Genomic DNA, 15,903 nt, shown 5'->3' on the forward strand with positions numbered 1-15,903 from the left:
AAATGAACTTAGTATTAGATGTAAAAAGGTCACTTTCCATCGTCAAGGACAAGTGAAAGGCCACTCCGTATTTGGAATATTAAAAGCTCATACGAATTGATTGGAGTGGAGGGCGGCAATCTAAGAACGCCACGTCCTGTGGCAACGATTGCATGACCAACGTCCTGTTGGCCCGCGGCTCCTGCCGGAATAGCATGAGGCGAAGACCCTGGACGGAGCGTAGCGGAGGAAGCGGCTGAAGCCATGCCGGGCGGCAAAGAAGACACTGCGAGATAACGAGCAGATGTCGCACTTGTACCCGGAGGCGTGAAAGCGTCCGCATGCAACGGAAATCAATGGGGCAATTCTCCTCAAATATTTCACTGAGCTTTTCATCAATAAAGTTACATCGCAGTTTCCTCCAACTGTACAACACACAGTAACAACTATCATTTGACTTCGGCCCCCCAAGTCAAGTTGGCAGTCTGAAAACTTTCAGGAAACAGGGCTTTTAACGTTATTACCATTTTTATGGTATATTTAAAAAAGAAATTGCTAATGAAAATCACATGTTATTCATGTAAGAAGGGTCTGGTCAGTAGATGTTATTTGTACTTGATGTTGGTAACACCAATACAGTGCTGGGTGTCTTTGAAGGAGAACAATTAAAATATGAATGGCGCATAAAAACAGATCGGTATAAAACAGAAGACGAATTCGGAATTCTGATTAAATCCCTGTTCGAACATAAAGGGTTAGCCTTAACGGATATTACAGGTGTAATTATCTCTTCTGTAGTACCTCCAATTATGTTTGCAATGGAGAAAATGTGCCGAGATTATTTGAATATAGAACCATTGGTTATTGGAAAAGAAACGATTCAATCCAGTCTTAAAATGGCATATCCATCTCCACACGAGATAGGTGCTGATCGTATTGTAAATGCGGTCGGGGCTATTAAAGAATATGGAGCCCCCTTAATTATTATAGACTTTGGAACAGCTACAACGTATTGCTTTATTAATGACAAGGAAGAATATGTTGGAGGAGTTATTTCGCCTGGTGTTAACATCTCTATGGAGGCACTGTACAGTAAAGCATCTAAGCTACCAAAAATCGAAATCCAACCACCAACCAATGTAATAGGTTCCTCGACCGTTGAGGCAATGCAATCTGGGGCATTTTACGGCTATGTGGCTCAAGTAGATGGAATTGTTAATCGTATTCAGATGGAGACAGGAAAGCATCCTACAGTTATTGCTACAGGAGGGTTAGCACCATTAATTGCTGATGCTTCAGCTACGATTAACCATGTCGATCCATATTTAACATTAAAAGGTCTTTACCTAATATATAAAAGAAACAGCTTATAAAGAGAGGGTTTATACAATGAAGGATTATTTAATAAAAGCAACTGCACATAATGGAATGGTAAGAGCATATGCTACGACGACGACAGAAACTGTAGAAGAAGCGCGTAGACGTCATGATACTTGGGCTACAGCCTCCGCAGCCCTGGGAAGAACGATTACAATCTCAGCCATGATGGGCGCAATGTTAAAGGGGGAAGATTCGCTCACAGTAAAGGTGGAAGGCAGAGGTCCTATAGGTGCTATCCTTGCTGACGCAAACGCTAAGGGCGAAGTTCGTGGTTATGTAAGTAATCCCCATGTAGATTTCGAGTTAAATGATAAAGGAAAATTGGATGTCGCTCGGGCTGTAGGGACCGATGGAAATATAAGCGTGATTAAGGATTTGGGGTTAAAAGACTATTTCACAGGGGAGGTCCCGATTATTTCCGGGGAAATTAGTGAGGACTTTACTTACTACTTTGCTAATTCGGAGCAGGTGCCGTCGGCAGTAGGTGCAGGAGTATTAATAAACCCTGACCATTCCGTACTTGCTGCGGGTGGGTTTATTATTCAAGTCATGCCGGGCGCAGAAGAAGAAGTAATTACCCAGTTGGAAGAAGAAATACAGGCTCTCCCTGCTATTTCAGCCTTAATTCAACAAGGCAATACACCGGAACAAATTTTAGAGAGGTTATTCGGTAAGGATAATGTAAAAGTTCATGAAACCATGCCGGTAGAATTCCGTTGTAAATGTTCCAAAGAGCGTGTAGAGCAAGCAATAATTGGGTTAGGAAAAGAAGAAATAAAGCAAATGATTGAGGAAGATCATGGTGCTGAAGCAAGTTGCCATTTCTGTAATGAAACGTATGAATTTACTGAAGCAGACTTGGAAAAATTGTTGAATTCGTAACTCTGAGTTTATCTACAGGGGGAAGTAGAGTATATGTCCAAACGCCTTTTGTTGGGAATCGTTATCGTCCTTGTTATTACTAATATTGCCACATTTATTTACTGGAATAAGAGTGAAAATACAATTATAGATAGCAAAGAGAGTGGACCTGTCATAAATAAAAAGAAGCCAGTTGCCTCTGTGAATGGGAAAGATATATTTTATGAGGATTGGATGCGTCATCTACGCTTGAATAATGGAGAGAGCCAATTAAAATCCATGATTGATCAGGAACTTGTTCGTCAACTGGCTAAAGAAAGAGAGCTGGAAATATCAGAAAAGATGATTCAAAAAGAAATATCCATGCTGACAGCTGCACAAGGGATAATGAGTAAGGAAGAATCAAAAAGAGCGGAGAAGCTTTGGCGGGAAAAGCTAATCTATCGCTATCAATTGCAATTGCTATTAACGGAAGACGTCAAGATTCCAGAGGATCAATTACAACGTTACTATGAAGAGTATGGGGATCAATATAATTTCTCTGCCTCCATGCAACTGTCCCATATTATTGTAGAGGATCTTTCAACAGCGAAAAAAGTGATTAGGGATTTGGAGGCAGATGCAGATTTCGATTTGCTTGCACGGGAGTATTCCCTTGATGAAGAAACAAGGAATAAAGGGGGATACCTCGGTTACATTTATACAAACAGTCAGTTTTTCCCTGAAGGATATGAAGAAATTGCTTTGCAAATGGATGACCATTCCTATAGTAAGCCATTTTCAACAGATGAAGGTGTAGCAATTATTTTTCTGCACCGCCACTTACCAGAAATTACATTTACGTATGAGGAAATAAAAAAGTACATGAAAAGTGAAATTGCTATGCTAGAGACGAACCAAACATTGACTGCTGATCCGCTATGGAAAGAAGCGGAGGTTCAATGGCTGTATGAGGAATAAGATAAGAATGCCCATTTTTGTGTTTTTAGTTGACTTTTGTATAGGTAAAACGTACATTATAATTAAATCATACAAATTAACTAGGAATTGGGAGGCGGATGGACATGAGAGTGGCTGACAATATTACCAAATTAATAGGTGAAACGCCTGTAGTTAAATTAAATCGGATGACAGATGAAGATAGTGCAGATATATACTTGAAGCTAGAGTTTATGAACCCCGGAAGTTCGGTCAAAGACCGTATTGCTTTAGCAATGATTGAAGCCGCAGAACAGAACGGTACATTAAAAGCTGGTGACACAATAATAGAGCCTACTAGCGGAAATACAGGTATTGGTCTAGCAATGGTTGCCGTAGCAAAGGGCTACAAGGCCGTGCTGATTATGCCTGACACAATGAGTAAAGAACGTCGCAATCTTCTTCGTGCTTATGGAGCTGAGCTAATTTTGACCCCTGGTGCAGAGGGAATGAAGGGTGCTATAAAGAAAGCAGAGGAACTAAATGAAAAGCATGGCTATTTTATGCCACAACAATTTAATAATGAGGCAAATCCTCAAGTTCATGCAGAAACAACGGGTAAAGAGATTGTGGAACAGATGAGTGATGGCTTGGATGCTTTTGTTTCAGGTATTGGCACAGGTGGAACTATCACTGGTGCAGGTCGTGTGTTAAAAGAGAACTTTAAAGATTGTAAAGTATATGCGGTAGAGCCTGCTGATTCAGATGTGTTATCAGGTGGATCTCCTGGGCCTCATAAAATTCAAGGACTTGGAGCAGGATTTGTGCCTAGCATCCTTAATACGGACATCTATGATGAAGTCATTCGAATAGAAAACGAGGAGGCATTCGAAACATCTCGCCAGGTTGCCAGAACAAACGGAATTCTCGGAGGTATATCTGCAGGGGCAGCAGTTGCAGCAGCTAAAAAAGTTGCTAAGCAATTGGGTAAAGGTAAGAAAGTTCTAGCTATATTCCCTGATAATGGAGAAAGATATTTATCTACACCGTTATATCAATTTGATGAAGAGAAATAAGCATACCTTTAAAGAAGACTGGCACAAAGCAACAGGTGCCAGTCTTCTTTCTATTTATCCTAAGCTAAATTCAGATTGTAAATATATATTGGATCAATCCAGTGATTCGGAGAATAGATATACTGCGACGTAACTTGTGGAGAATGGAGTAATTCATTTTACAGAGGAAGCACCCATTGATTTGCGTTTCAGGCGGACGCTTTCCGCCGGCATGGCCTCAGCCGCTTCCTCCGCTACGCTCCGTCCAGGGTCTTCGCCTCATGCTATTCCGGCAGGAGTCGCCGCCCTCCACTCCAATCAATTCGTACACAGCACATTCTGGGTGTATGCAGACGCAATTTTTCTTCCAGGTGTAATAGTAAATAGTAGCGAAGGAAAAATACGTAGACTCCTGGGGGGAGATGAGGCATCGGTGAGACCCCGGAATGCGGTAGCATGAGGAGGCTCATCAGCCGCCCCCGGAAAGCGTAGTATTTTCCCGTAGCGGTGTTATTTAGCCAATTTTAGTGATGTAATTTTAGAAAAGCCGTTTACAGTCTCACCAAGTTACTTCGTTTACTCCTACTATAAATGTACGAGGTAACATTTTTACTCCAATGCAACAGACCCAAAGTTTTTGAATTTGTGTGCTGTCTGACCTCTTACTGAAATATAGATGAATTTAAACTTAGCCAAATTTTTCACGAATACCTACTGTGAATTTATGTCGCTTGGACGTTTGTTCTATGGTACGATAGAACAGGAAATAGTAATGAAAGAAGGTATGTTGCCTAATGATCTTAAAGATGAATAGAAAAGAATTGGACCTATCTGCACGAACACATATTATGGGTATACTAAACGTGACCCCAGATTCGTTTTCAGATGGAGGCAGCTATAATTCAAGAGAAAAAGCAATACAACAAGCAATAAAAATGGAAGAGGATGGCGCAGATATTATTGATATAGGAGGAGAATCGACACGGCCAAATCATCAGTCTGTTTCGTTAGAAGAGGAAATTGACCGAGTTATTCCTATTATAAGAGCGGTACGGGAACATACAGATTTACCAATTTCCATCGACACCTATAAAGCAGAAACTGCCAAGCAGGCGATCGAAGCAGGTGCCGATATAATTAATGATGTGTGGGGTGCGAAAAGAGATCCAGAAATAGCCAGAGTTGCAGCAAAATACAATGTACCTATCATCCTTATGCACAATCGCAACAATATGAACTATACTTCTTTATTACATGATATGAAAATAGATTTAAAGGAAAGTATCGATATAGCATTAGATGCGGGAGTGCTAGAGGAGAATATTGTACTGGACCCCGGAGTAGGCTTTGCAAAAACAGCGGAAGACAATCTTCTCGTAATGAATCACCTGGAGCAATTTGTTCAGATAGGTTATCCCCTTTTACTCGGAACGTCGAGAAAAAGGTTTATTGGTGGAGTGCTGAACCTTCCCGCTGAGGAAAGAGATATTGGTACTGGTGCAACTACCTGTCTTGGAATAACAAAAGGTGTAAAAATCGTTCGCGTACATAATGTCAAAGTTAATGTAGAATTAGCTAAAATGATGGATGCCATGCACCGTGCAAAGGCAGGAGGTAGTGTAAATGGATAAGATTGTACTAAAAAATCTGCAGTTTTATGGATATCATGGCTTATTGCCAGAAGAGAATAAGCTTGGTCAAAGATTTCAAGTGGATGTAGACTTGTATGCGAATTTAAAGAAGCCGGGTGAAACAGATGCAATGGAAGATTCTATTCATTACGGGCATGCGTACGAGTTAATTCAGCAAGTTGTGGAGGGTGAGCCATACAACTTAATTGAAGCAGTTGCTGAGAAAATTGCTAACGAGCTGTTACGTTCTTTTACTCTTTTATCCGCGTGTACGGTTAAAGTGATCAAGCCAGACCCTCCTATTCCAGGGCATTATCACTCTGTTGCTGTGGAAATATATAGGGAGAGATCAATATGAATAAAGTATATATTGCCTTAGGTACAAACATCGAACCAAGGGAAGTGCATTTAAGTAAAGCTATTGAACTGTTAAGCAACCATTCATCCATTACGGTTCATAAGAAGTCATCTATTTACGAAACAGCGCCTGTTGGTTATACGGACCAGGGAGATTTTCTAAATATGGTATTAGAGGCATACACAACTCTCTCTCCAATTGAATTACTCGATTTTTGTCAGGGGATTGAACAAGAATTGGGAAGGAAAAGGGAAATACGCTTTGGGCCGCGAACGATCGACCTTGACATATTGTTATATAATCAAGAAAATAGAAAGATGGAACGACTAATCATTCCACATCCAAGATTACATGAACGTGCGTTTGTGCTCGTTCCTTTAAAAGAAATCGCCCCAAATGTAAAAATTCCAAAACAGGATAAAGTTGTTACTGATTTGATAGATCAACTTCCAAGACAAGACATGAAGGATGTAGTGAAATGGACAGGAAAAGACTGGGAAGAAGAATAAAAGCCTTCCGTAAACTAAAAGGGTATACACAAATAGACTTAGCAGAAAAGCTGGACATACCCATATCCACTATAGGTGCTGTTGAACGAGGGACGAAACAAGCATCAGAGGAATTAATTCAGGAAATTGCTGCTGTCTTGGCTATTGAAGAGAGCGAAATCGTTTTAAAGGAAGATAATAGTTATGGAGAAAGTTAAATAAATGATTTCCCCCATATAAAATATAACTTTTACTATTTTCAGTGAAGGAGAAAGCTACTATTTGTATGCCACTTGGATGGTTTGATTAAAATGAAGAATAAAGGTAACAGATATGGAAATGCTTTTAGAACCTGAATTTATACTTGAAATGGATAGATGTACACAGAAAAGAAAAACAATGAATAGTTGAGGCAGAACTTTGGGAAGGGATCTATTGTATATTTATATACATACCTCTATTAATTAGAAAACGCTCAGAGACCTTCATCGTGTCGATAAATTTACCTGCCAGTTATAGTCTGGCAGTTTTTATGCATTTGTAACAAATATCCCAACTTGTCATGTGCGAAGTGGATGAAGAAGTGGTCAGAAGTGGGATAACTTTTCAGTTAAAAGGCTTTATATAGTTAACTCATAAATTATCGAGTTGTAATAAGGTACAATTCCAAATACCGTGAAAGAATTCCTGTTTTTAGGTATACTATTTTATAATATGGACTGGAGTGATGAAAGGTGTCAGAAGAATTAAATGAACATATGCGAGTTAGAAGAGAAAAATTAGGTGCATACAAGGAGCAAGGGCTAGATCCTTTTGGTGGCAAATTTTCCAGATCACACCTTGCAAATGAACTGCAAGCAAACTATGATGCTTTTTCAAAGGAAGAATTGGAGGAAAAGCAAGAGGTTGTTACAATCGCCGGAAGAATGATGACCAAGCGTGGAAAAGGGAAGGCTGGTTTCGCTCACATCCAAGATTTAAGTGGGCAGATTCAAATATACGTACGAAAAGATGACATTGGTGAACAGGCCTATGAAATATTTAAATCAACTGATATGGGAGATATTATTGGTGTAACCGGGATTATGTTTAAAACGAAGGTCGGAGAGCTATCCGTTAAAGCGACAGAATTCCATCTGTTGACCAAATCATTACGCCCATTACCAGAAAAGTATCATGGTTTAAAAGATATTGAGCAACGTTACCGTCAGCGCTATCTTGATTTAATAACAAACATGGACAGCAGAGAGACGTTTGTTTTACGAAGTAAGATTATCCAATCCATGAGACGTTATTTAGATGGACAAGGGTATCTTGAAGTTGAAACACCGATGATGCATGGAATCCCAGGAGGGGCATCTGCACGCCCGTTTGAAACCCATCATAATGCTTTAGATATTCCATTATATATGCGTATTGCTATTGAATTGCACTTGAAACGGTTAATCGTCGGAGGCCTTGAAAAAGTTTATGAAATTGGCCGGGTCTTCCGGAATGAAGGTGTATCAACTAGACATAACCCGGAATTCACTATGATGGAATTATATGCTGCATATGATGATTACCACGATATAATGTCTTTAACAGAAAATATGGTAGCCCATATTGCCAAAGAAGTATTAGGAACTACTACCATTATATATGACGATAAAGAAGTAAACCTGGAACCGGAATGGACCAGACTTCATATGGTTGATGCAGTAAAAGAAAAAACAGGTGTTGATTTTTGGCAACAGATGAACGATGAACAAGCACGTGATTTAGCCAAAGAACATGGCGTGGATGTAAAAGAAACAATGTCATTTGGTCATGTAGTGAATGAATTTTTTGAGCAAAAGGTGGAGGAAACTCTAATTCAACCTACATTCATATACGGTCACCCTGTGGAAATTTCCCCCTTGGCAAAGAAGAATAAAGAAGACCAACGTTTTACAGACAGATTTGAACTCTTCATCGTTGGTCGTGAGCATGCCAATGCCTTTAGTGAGCTCAACGATCCAATTGATCAACGCGAACGGTTTGAAGCACAGGTAAAAGAAAGAGCGGAAGGAAATGACGAAGCGCATCTAATGGACGACGACTTCCTTGAAGCATTGGAGTACGGAATGCCACCAACTGGCGGCTTAGGAATAGGGATAGACCGCCTGGTTATGTTACTAACAAATTCTCCATCTATTAGAGATGTATTGCTATTCCCACAAATGAGAAATAAGTAAGGCAGAATGAAGAACACCTCCCCACACAGAGGTGTTCTTTTATATATAGTATAATGCATGGAAAACAGATGCCAATAAATTAAATAATTTGAATTATATTTCTTATAAAAAACACTTGCTTTTAAAAAATAAACATGGTAAATTTAATATCGTTGCTCAGGCAACAGTAACAAGCAAAGGCAATACTCTCGCAAAATACAACAAGAAAAAAACTATTGATTGTTACTTGAAATTATGTTATATTAATAAAGTCGCTAAATTGAGAAACAAATTACAACAACAAAATTTATTTTAAAAAGTTGTTGACAACAACAAAGTGATTTGATATAATATAAAAGTTGCTTCGCAAGGGAGTAAACAAGATATCGTTCTTTGAAAACTGAACAAAACAACCAGTATGTCAAGAAAAACATGACGTTTTTCGTTAATTTTTAAAAAGCCAGAAGTTAACGCTTCTGCAGCTAAGACATTGAGATAAGATTGATTGGTGTCGATCTTATTCAAACTTTTATGGAGAGTTTGATCTTGGCTCAGGACGAACGCTGGCGGCGTGCCTAATACATGCAAGTCGAGCGCGGGAAGCAAGCTGATCCTCTTCGGAGGTGACGCTTGTGGAACGAGCGGCGGACGGGTGAGTAACACGTGGGCAACCTGCCTGTAAGACTGGGATAACCCCGGGAAACCGGGGCTAATACCGGATAATACTTTTCATCACCTGATGGAAAGTTGAAAGGTGGCTTCTTGCTACCACTTACAGATGGGCCCGCGGCGCATTAGCTAGTTGGTGAGGTAACGGCTCACCAAGGCAACGATGCGTAGCCGACCTGAGAGGGTGATCGGCCACACTGGGACTGAGACACGGCCCAGACTCCTACGGGAGGCAGCAGTAGGGAATCTTCCGCAATGGACGAAAGTCTGACGGAGCAACGCCGCGTGAGTGATGAAGGTTTTCGGATCGTAAAGCTCTGTTGTTAGGGAAGAACAAGTGCCGTTCGAATAGGGCGGCACCTTGACGGTACCTAACCAGAAAGCCCCGGCTAACTACGTGCCAGCAGCCGCGGTAATACGTAGGGGGCAAGCGTTGTCCGGAATTATTGGGCGTAAAGCGCGCGCAGGCGGTCCTTTAAGTCTGATGTGAAAGCCCACGGCTTAACCGTGGAGGGTCATTGGAAACTGGAGGACTTGAGTACAGAAGAGGAGAGTGGAATTCCACGTGTAGCGGTGAAATGCGTAGAGATGTGGAGGAACACCAGTGGCGAAGGCGACTCTCTGGTCTGTAACTGACGCTGAGGCGCGAAAGCGTGGGGAGCGAACAGGATTAGATACCCTGGTAGTCCACGCCGTAAACGATGAGTGCTAGGTGTTAGGGGGTTTCCGCCCCTTAGTGCTGAAGTTAACGCATTAAGCACTCCGCCTGGGGAGTACGGCCGCAAGGCTGAAACTCAAAAGAATTGACGGGGGCCCGCACAAGCGGTGGAGCATGTGGTTTAATTCGACGCAACGCGAAGAACCTTACCAGGTCTTGACATCCTCTGCAATCGGTAGAGATACCGAGTTCCCTTCGGGGACAGAGTGACAGGTGGTGCATGGTTGTCGTCAGCTCGTGTCGTGAGATGTTGGGTTAAGTCCCGCAACGAGCGCAACCCTTGATCTTAGTTGCCAGCATTTAGTTGGGCACTCTAAGGTGACTGCCGGTGACAAACCGGAGGAAGGTGGGGATGACGTCAAATCATCATGCCCCTTATGACCTGGGCTACACACGTGCTACAATGGATGGAACAAAGGGAAGCAAAACCGCGAGGTCAAGCAAATCCCATAAAACCATTCTCAGTTCGGATTGCAGGCTGCAACTCGCCTGCATGAAGCCGGAATCGCTAGTAATCGCGGATCAGCATGCCGCGGTGAATACGTTCCCGGGCCTTGTACACACCGCCCGTCACACCACGAGAGTTGGTAACACCCGAAGTCGGTGAGGTAACCTTTTGGAGCCAGCCGCCGAAGGTGGGACCAATGATTGGGGTGAAGTCGTAACAAGGTAGCCGTATCGGAAGGTGCGGCTGGATCACCTCCTTTCTAAGGATTTAGAACGGAACACTGGAAGGTTTACGCCTTTCAGGAAGGACATACATGGTTGTTTGGTTCAGTTTTGAGAGAGCGAATCTCTCTTTTTGTACCTTGAAAACTAAATAAGAGTAACAACGACATCAATTTTAGATATCAATTTTAGATATAAAGCAAGGCTAAGAAATTAGCACGCTTATTCATTGTAAAAATAGTTAAGTGAATAAGGGCGCACGGTGGATGCCTTGGCACTAGGAGCCGATGAAGGACGGGACTAACACCGATATGTCTCGGGGAGTCGTAAGTAGACGTTGATCCGAGAATTTCCGAATGGGGGAACCCACTGTTCGTAATGGAACAGTACGCATAGCTGAATACATAGGCTATGTGAGGCAGACCCGGGGAACTGAAACATCTCAGTACCCGGAGGAAGAGAAAGCAAATGCGATTTCCCAAGTAGCGGCGAGCGAAACGGAATTAGCCCAAACCAGAAAGCTTGCTTTCTGGGGTTGTAGGACACTCCTTTGGAGTTACAAAGGAATTCTTTAGATGAATCGATCTGGAACGATCAGCCATAGCAGGTAAGAGCCCTGTAATCGAAAAGGAATTCTCTCCGGAGTGTATCCTGAGTACGGCGGAACACGAGAAATTCCGTCGGAATCCGGGAGGACCATCTCCCAAGGCTAAATACTCCCTAGTGACCGATAGTGAACCAGTACCGTGAGGGAAAGGTGAAAAGCACCCCGGAAGGGGAGTGAAAGAGAACCTGAAACCGTGTGCCTACAAGTAGTCGAAGCCCGTTAATGGGTGACGGCGTACCTTTTGTAGAATGGACCGGCGAGTTACGATCCCATGCAAGGTTAAGTGGAAGACACGGAGCCGCAGCGAAAGCGAGTCTGAATAGGGCGATTTGAGTATGTGGTCGTAGACCCGAAACCGTGTGATCTACCCATGTCCAGGGTGAAGGTCAGGTAACACTGACTGGAGGCCCGAACCCACGTATGTTGAAAAATGCGGGGATGAGGTGTGGGTAGGGGTGAAATGCCAATCGAACACGGAGATAGCTGGTTCTCTCCGAAATAGCTTTAGGGCTAGCCTCAAGAAAATGAGTACTGGAGGTAGAGCACTGATTGGACTAGGGGCCCTCATCGGGTTACCGAATTCAGTCAAACTCCGAATGCCAGCTACTTAGACTTGGGAGTCAGACTATGGGTGATAAGGTTCATAGTCGAAAGGGAAACAGCCCAGACCGCCAGCTAAGGTCCCAAAGTATACGTTAAGTGGAAAAGGATGTGGAGTTGCCCAGACAACCAGGATGTTGGCTTAGAAGCAGCCATCATTTAAAGAGTGCGTAATAGCTCACTGGTCGAGTGACTCTGCGCCGAAAATGTACCGGGGCTAAACGTATCACCGAAGCTGCGGATTGTTCTTACGAACAATGGTAGGAGAGCGTTCCAAGTGCTGTGAAGTCAGACCGTGAGGACTGGTGGAGCGCTTGGAAGTGAGAATGCCGGTATGAGTAGCGAAAAAAGAGTGAGAATCTCTTTCACCGAAAGCCTAAGGTTTCCTGAGGAAGGCTCGTCCTCTCAGGGTTAGTCGGGACCTAAGCCGAGGCCGAAAGGCGTAGGCGATGGACAACAGGTAGATATTCCTGTACCACCTCATGAGCGTTTGAACGATGGGGGGACGCAGTAGGATAAGGAATGCGCACCGATGGATGTGTGCGCCCAAGCAGTGAGAAAGTTGGATAGGCAAATCCGTCCAACAATTTCAAGCTGTGATGGGGAGGGAAATGGAGTACCGAAGTTCCTGATTTCACACTGCCAAGAAAATCCTCTAGTGAGTTCATAGGTGCCCGTACCGCAAACCGACACAGGTAGGCGAGGAGAGAATCCTAAGGTGAGCGGGAGAACTCTCGTTAAGGAACTCGGCAAAATGACCCCGTAACTTCGGGAGAAGGGGTGCTCCTTTAAGGAGGAGCCGCAGTGAATAGGCCCAAGCGACTGTTTAGCAAAAACACAGGTCTCTGCGAAGCCGAAAGGCGAAGTATAGGGGCTGACACCTGCCCGGTGCTGGAAGGTTAAGGGGAAGCGTTAGCTTACGCGAAGCGCAGAACCGAAGCCCCAGTAAACGGCGGCCGTAACTATAACGGTCCTAAGGTAGCGAAATTCCTTGTCGGGTAAGTTCCGACCCGCACGAAAGGTGCAACGACTTGGGCACTGTCTCAACGAGAGACCCGGTGAAATTATACTATGCGTGAAGATGCGCATTACCCGCGACAGGACGGAAAGACCCCGTGGAGCTTTACTGTAGCCTGATATTGAATGTTTGTACAGCTTGTACAGGATAGGTGGGAGCCTTGGAAACCGGAGCGCCAGCTTCGGTGGAGGCATCCGTGGGATACCACCCTGGCTGTACGACCATTCTAACCCAGGGCCGTGATCCGGTCCGGAGACAGTGTCAGGCGGGCAGTTTGACTGGGGCGGTCGCCTCCCAAAAGGTAACGGAGGCGCCCAAAGGTTCCCTCAGAATGGTTGGAAATCATTCGCAGAGTGTAAAGGCAGAAGGGAGCTTGACTGCGAGACCTACAAGTCGAGCAGGGACGAAAGTCGGGCTTAGTGATCCGGTGGTTCCGCATGGAAGGGCCATCGCTCAACGGATAAAAGCTACCCCGGGGATAACAGGCTTATCTCCCCCAAGAGTTCACATCGACGGGGAGGTTTGGCACCTCGATGTCGGCTCATCGCATCCTGGGGCTGTAGTCGGTCCCAAGGGTTGGGCTGTTCGCCCATTAAAGCGGTACGCGAGCTGGGTTCAGAACGTCGTGAGACAGTTCGGTCCCTATCCGTCGTGGGCGTTGGAAGTTTGAGAGGAGCTGTCCTTAGTACGAGAGGACCGGGATGGACACACCGCTGGTGTACCAGTTGTTCCGCCAGGAGCATAGCTGGGTAGCTACGTGTGGTAAGGATAAGTGCTGAAAGCATCTAAGCATGAAGCCCCCCTCAAGATGAGACTTCCCATCACTTCGAGTGAGTAAGATCCCTCAGAGACGATGAGGTTGATAGGTCCGAGGTGGAAGCGTGGTGACACGTGGAGCTGACGGATACTAATAGATCGAGGACTTAACTAATTTTCTTCTTTGATGGTCGTTGTTTCCCTCTTATTTAGTTTTTAGGGTATAAATTTAAAAAAACCCTTGCATTTTTTCGCGAAAATGCATATAATATGTCTTGTCCTTGTTTTTAAGGATGGTCTGGTAGCAATAGCGGAGAGGTCACACCTGTTCCCATGCCGAACACAGAAGTTAAGCTCTCCAGCGCCGATGGTAGTTGGGACTTTGTCCCTGCAAGAGTAGGACGCCGCCAGGCACTTAAAAAGCATTGTGATACATAACGTATCGCAATGCTTTTTTGTGTATTTATAATATAATAAAAGGCTCTACTTGAAAGTCCTGGATAATATTGTTGTGATTTATAACATATATATTAAAAGGTGATGATTGCTATTGTTGTGCGTACTGCTTTACATAAGGTAAAATATAAGAAAATTAAGTTTGTTAGGGGGGACAGAAACTGGAGGAAATCATAGATTATATAGCTGATGATGATTTTTTTCTAATGATGACAAGAATTATAATAGCGCTTGTGTTATCTGGTCTAATTGGTTTTGAGCGAGAATTAAAAAATCACTCAGCTGGTTTTCGTACTCACATATTAGTAGGTGTTGGAGCATGTCTTATGATGCTTCTATCCCTTTATGGTTTTGAGGATTGGGTTAATAAATATGAAAATATAAGATTTGATCCTGCAAGAATACCTTCCTATGTTATTAGTGGAATTGGTTTTTTAGGGGCTGGCACCATTATTGTTTACGGAGGTACTATTCGAGGTTTAACAACTGCTGCCTCTATATGGACAGTTGCTGGACTTGGGCTGGTAGTCGGAGCTGGAATGTATGCACCGGCTATTTTTACGACTTTTGTAATATTGTTAAGTCTCATATTTTTAAACAATCTCGAAAAACTCTTCACAAACCGAAGTAAAAGTTCATTAATTGAAATTGTAGCTCATCCTCAGTTAGAAATAGGCCAGGTAGTTTCCATCTTTGAAAGCGTCAATCTACAAATTAAAAAGGTGGAGATCATAAAGTTAGAAAATAATATGATAAACATTTTTATTAGAATTGAGCCGGATAAGCAGACAGATCCTGTTTTGGTGTTTAATCGTATTGCGGCAATTGAAGATGTAAAGAGTGTGAATGAATTAAAATAGCACTCTTTTCCTCTCCTAGTTTTCAAACGTTTCATACCCCTTATAAAAAAGTAAACGTTAGCTTTGCGATCAGCAGGTTTCATTTTACCCTTTTTTGTCAAAGATTAATAGTGAACATACTATTTGCATCTTTGTCTTATTATCGTATAATATAGGTAATGTCAAAGATAGTCAAAGTCAAAACATATGTGGTAAGGGGGTGGGCATATGAGTAATATTTCCGATATTATTGAACAGCATTTAAAGGAAATCTTACAAGCAAAAGGCAAAGATGTAATTGAAATAAAAAGAAGTGAGGTTGCAGATCAGTTTCAATGTGTCCCCTCGCAAATAAATTATGTGATTAATACTAGGTTTACTGTGGAAAAAGGTTATATAGTAGAGAGTAAACGTGGAGGCGGTGGCTATATCCGTATTATGCGGGTGAAGCACCAAGACAAATCAGAATTAATTGATGAAATTATTGAAATGATTAATCCAACTGTTACACAGCAGGCAGCTGTAGATATACTTGAACGTCTTCTGGAGGAAGATTTAATTACTACTAGGGAGGCAAAACTCATTCTAAGTGCAATTGGGAGGAATACATTGGCATTTCAGCTGCCGTTGCGGGATGAAGTACGTGCTCGATTATTAACAGCGATGCTTTCAACTTTAAAATATTTAAATGAGTAAGGGGGTATCT

General features: G+C 42.8%; 11 protein-coding genes and 3 rRNA genes. All 14 read left to right on the forward strand.

Features of this window, described 5'->3' with window-relative positions; genetic code table 11:
• Positions 1–581 precede the first annotated feature (581 nt).
• The 14 genes from X953_RS00450 (at position 582) to X953_RS00520 (ending at position 15,893) form a co-directional block, all read left to right on the forward strand.
• Positions 582–1,352: a type III pantothenate kinase gene (locus X953_RS00450; protein WP_040953914.1), complete on the forward strand. Its 771-nt coding sequence runs from the start codon at positions 582–584 to the stop codon at positions 1,350–1,352.
• A 16-nt stretch (positions 1,353–1,368) separates the two neighbouring features.
• The gene (hslO, locus tag X953_RS00455) at positions 1,369–2,241 is read left to right on the forward strand and encodes an Hsp33 family molecular chaperone HslO (protein ID WP_040953915.1); all 873 of its coding nucleotides are present in this window, start codon (positions 1,369–1,371) and stop codon (positions 2,239–2,241) included.
• Between the two features lie 33 nt (positions 2,242–2,274).
• Positions 2,275–3,180, forward strand: a complete 906-nt coding sequence (locus X953_RS00460; RefSeq protein ID WP_040953916.1) for a peptidylprolyl isomerase — start codon at positions 2,275–2,277, stop codon at positions 3,178–3,180.
• Positions 3,181–3,284: 104 nt separating this feature from the next.
• Positions 3,285–4,214 carry a cysteine synthase A gene (gene cysK, locus X953_RS00465; RefSeq protein ID WP_040953917.1) on the forward strand — a complete coding sequence of 310 codons (930 nt, stop codon included), beginning with the start codon at positions 3,285–3,287 and terminating at the stop codon, positions 4,212–4,214.
• Positions 4,215–4,987: 773 nt separating this feature from the next.
• Positions 4,988–5,824: a dihydropteroate synthase gene (folP, locus tag X953_RS00475; RefSeq protein WP_040953919.1), complete on the forward strand. Its 837-nt coding sequence runs from the start codon at positions 4,988–4,990 to the stop codon at positions 5,822–5,824.
• A complete protein-coding gene (gene folB, locus X953_RS00480) occupies positions 5,817–6,182 on the forward strand; it encodes a dihydroneopterin aldolase (RefSeq protein ID WP_040953920.1) in 366 nt (121 codons plus the stop codon). Before folP ends, folB begins: the two co-directional genes overlap by 8 nt.
• Positions 6,179–6,691 (forward strand): 2-amino-4-hydroxy-6-hydroxymethyldihydropteridine diphosphokinase, encoded by a 513-nt coding sequence (gene folK / locus X953_RS00485; RefSeq protein ID WP_040953921.1) that lies wholly within the window; start codon positions 6,179–6,181, stop codon positions 6,689–6,691. Before folB ends, folK begins: the two co-directional genes overlap by 4 nt.
• Positions 6,661–6,888, forward strand: coding sequence for a helix-turn-helix domain-containing protein (locus tag X953_RS00490; RefSeq protein ID WP_040953922.1), 228 nt, complete (start codon positions 6,661–6,663; stop codon positions 6,886–6,888). Before folK ends, X953_RS00490 begins: the two co-directional genes overlap by 31 nt.
• Before the next feature lie 516 nt (positions 6,889–7,404).
• Positions 7,405–8,886, forward strand: a complete 1,482-nt coding sequence (gene lysS, locus X953_RS00495; protein WP_040953923.1) for a lysine--tRNA ligase — start codon at positions 7,405–7,407, stop codon at positions 8,884–8,886.
• A gap of 507 nt (positions 8,887–9,393) precedes the next feature.
• Positions 9,394–10,959, forward strand: a 16S ribosomal RNA gene (locus tag X953_RS00500).
• Positions 10,960–11,160: 201 nt separating this feature from the next.
• A 23S ribosomal RNA gene (locus tag X953_RS00505) occupies positions 11,161–14,077 on the forward strand.
• 122 nt (positions 14,078–14,199) lie between these two features.
• A 5S ribosomal RNA gene (gene rrf, locus X953_RS00510) occupies positions 14,200–14,315 on the forward strand.
• Together the 16S, 23S and 5S rRNA genes form the textbook arrangement of a ribosomal RNA operon.
• A 249-nt stretch (positions 14,316–14,564) precedes the next feature.
• Positions 14,565–15,218 carry an MgtC/SapB family protein gene (locus X953_RS00515; protein WP_052349996.1) on the forward strand — a complete coding sequence of 218 codons (654 nt, stop codon included), beginning with the start codon at positions 14,565–14,567 and terminating at the stop codon, positions 15,216–15,218.
• A gap of 207 nt (positions 15,219–15,425) precedes the next feature.
• Positions 15,426–15,893 carry a CtsR family transcriptional regulator gene (locus X953_RS00520; protein WP_040953925.1) on the forward strand — a complete coding sequence of 156 codons (468 nt, stop codon included), beginning with the start codon at positions 15,426–15,428 and terminating at the stop codon, positions 15,891–15,893.
• The last annotated feature ends 10 nt before the right edge of the window (positions 15,894–15,903 follow it).

The organism is Virgibacillus sp. SK37 (assembly GCF_000725285.1).
GTDB lineage: Bacteria > Bacillota > Bacilli > Bacillales > Amphibacillaceae > Virgibacillus_Q.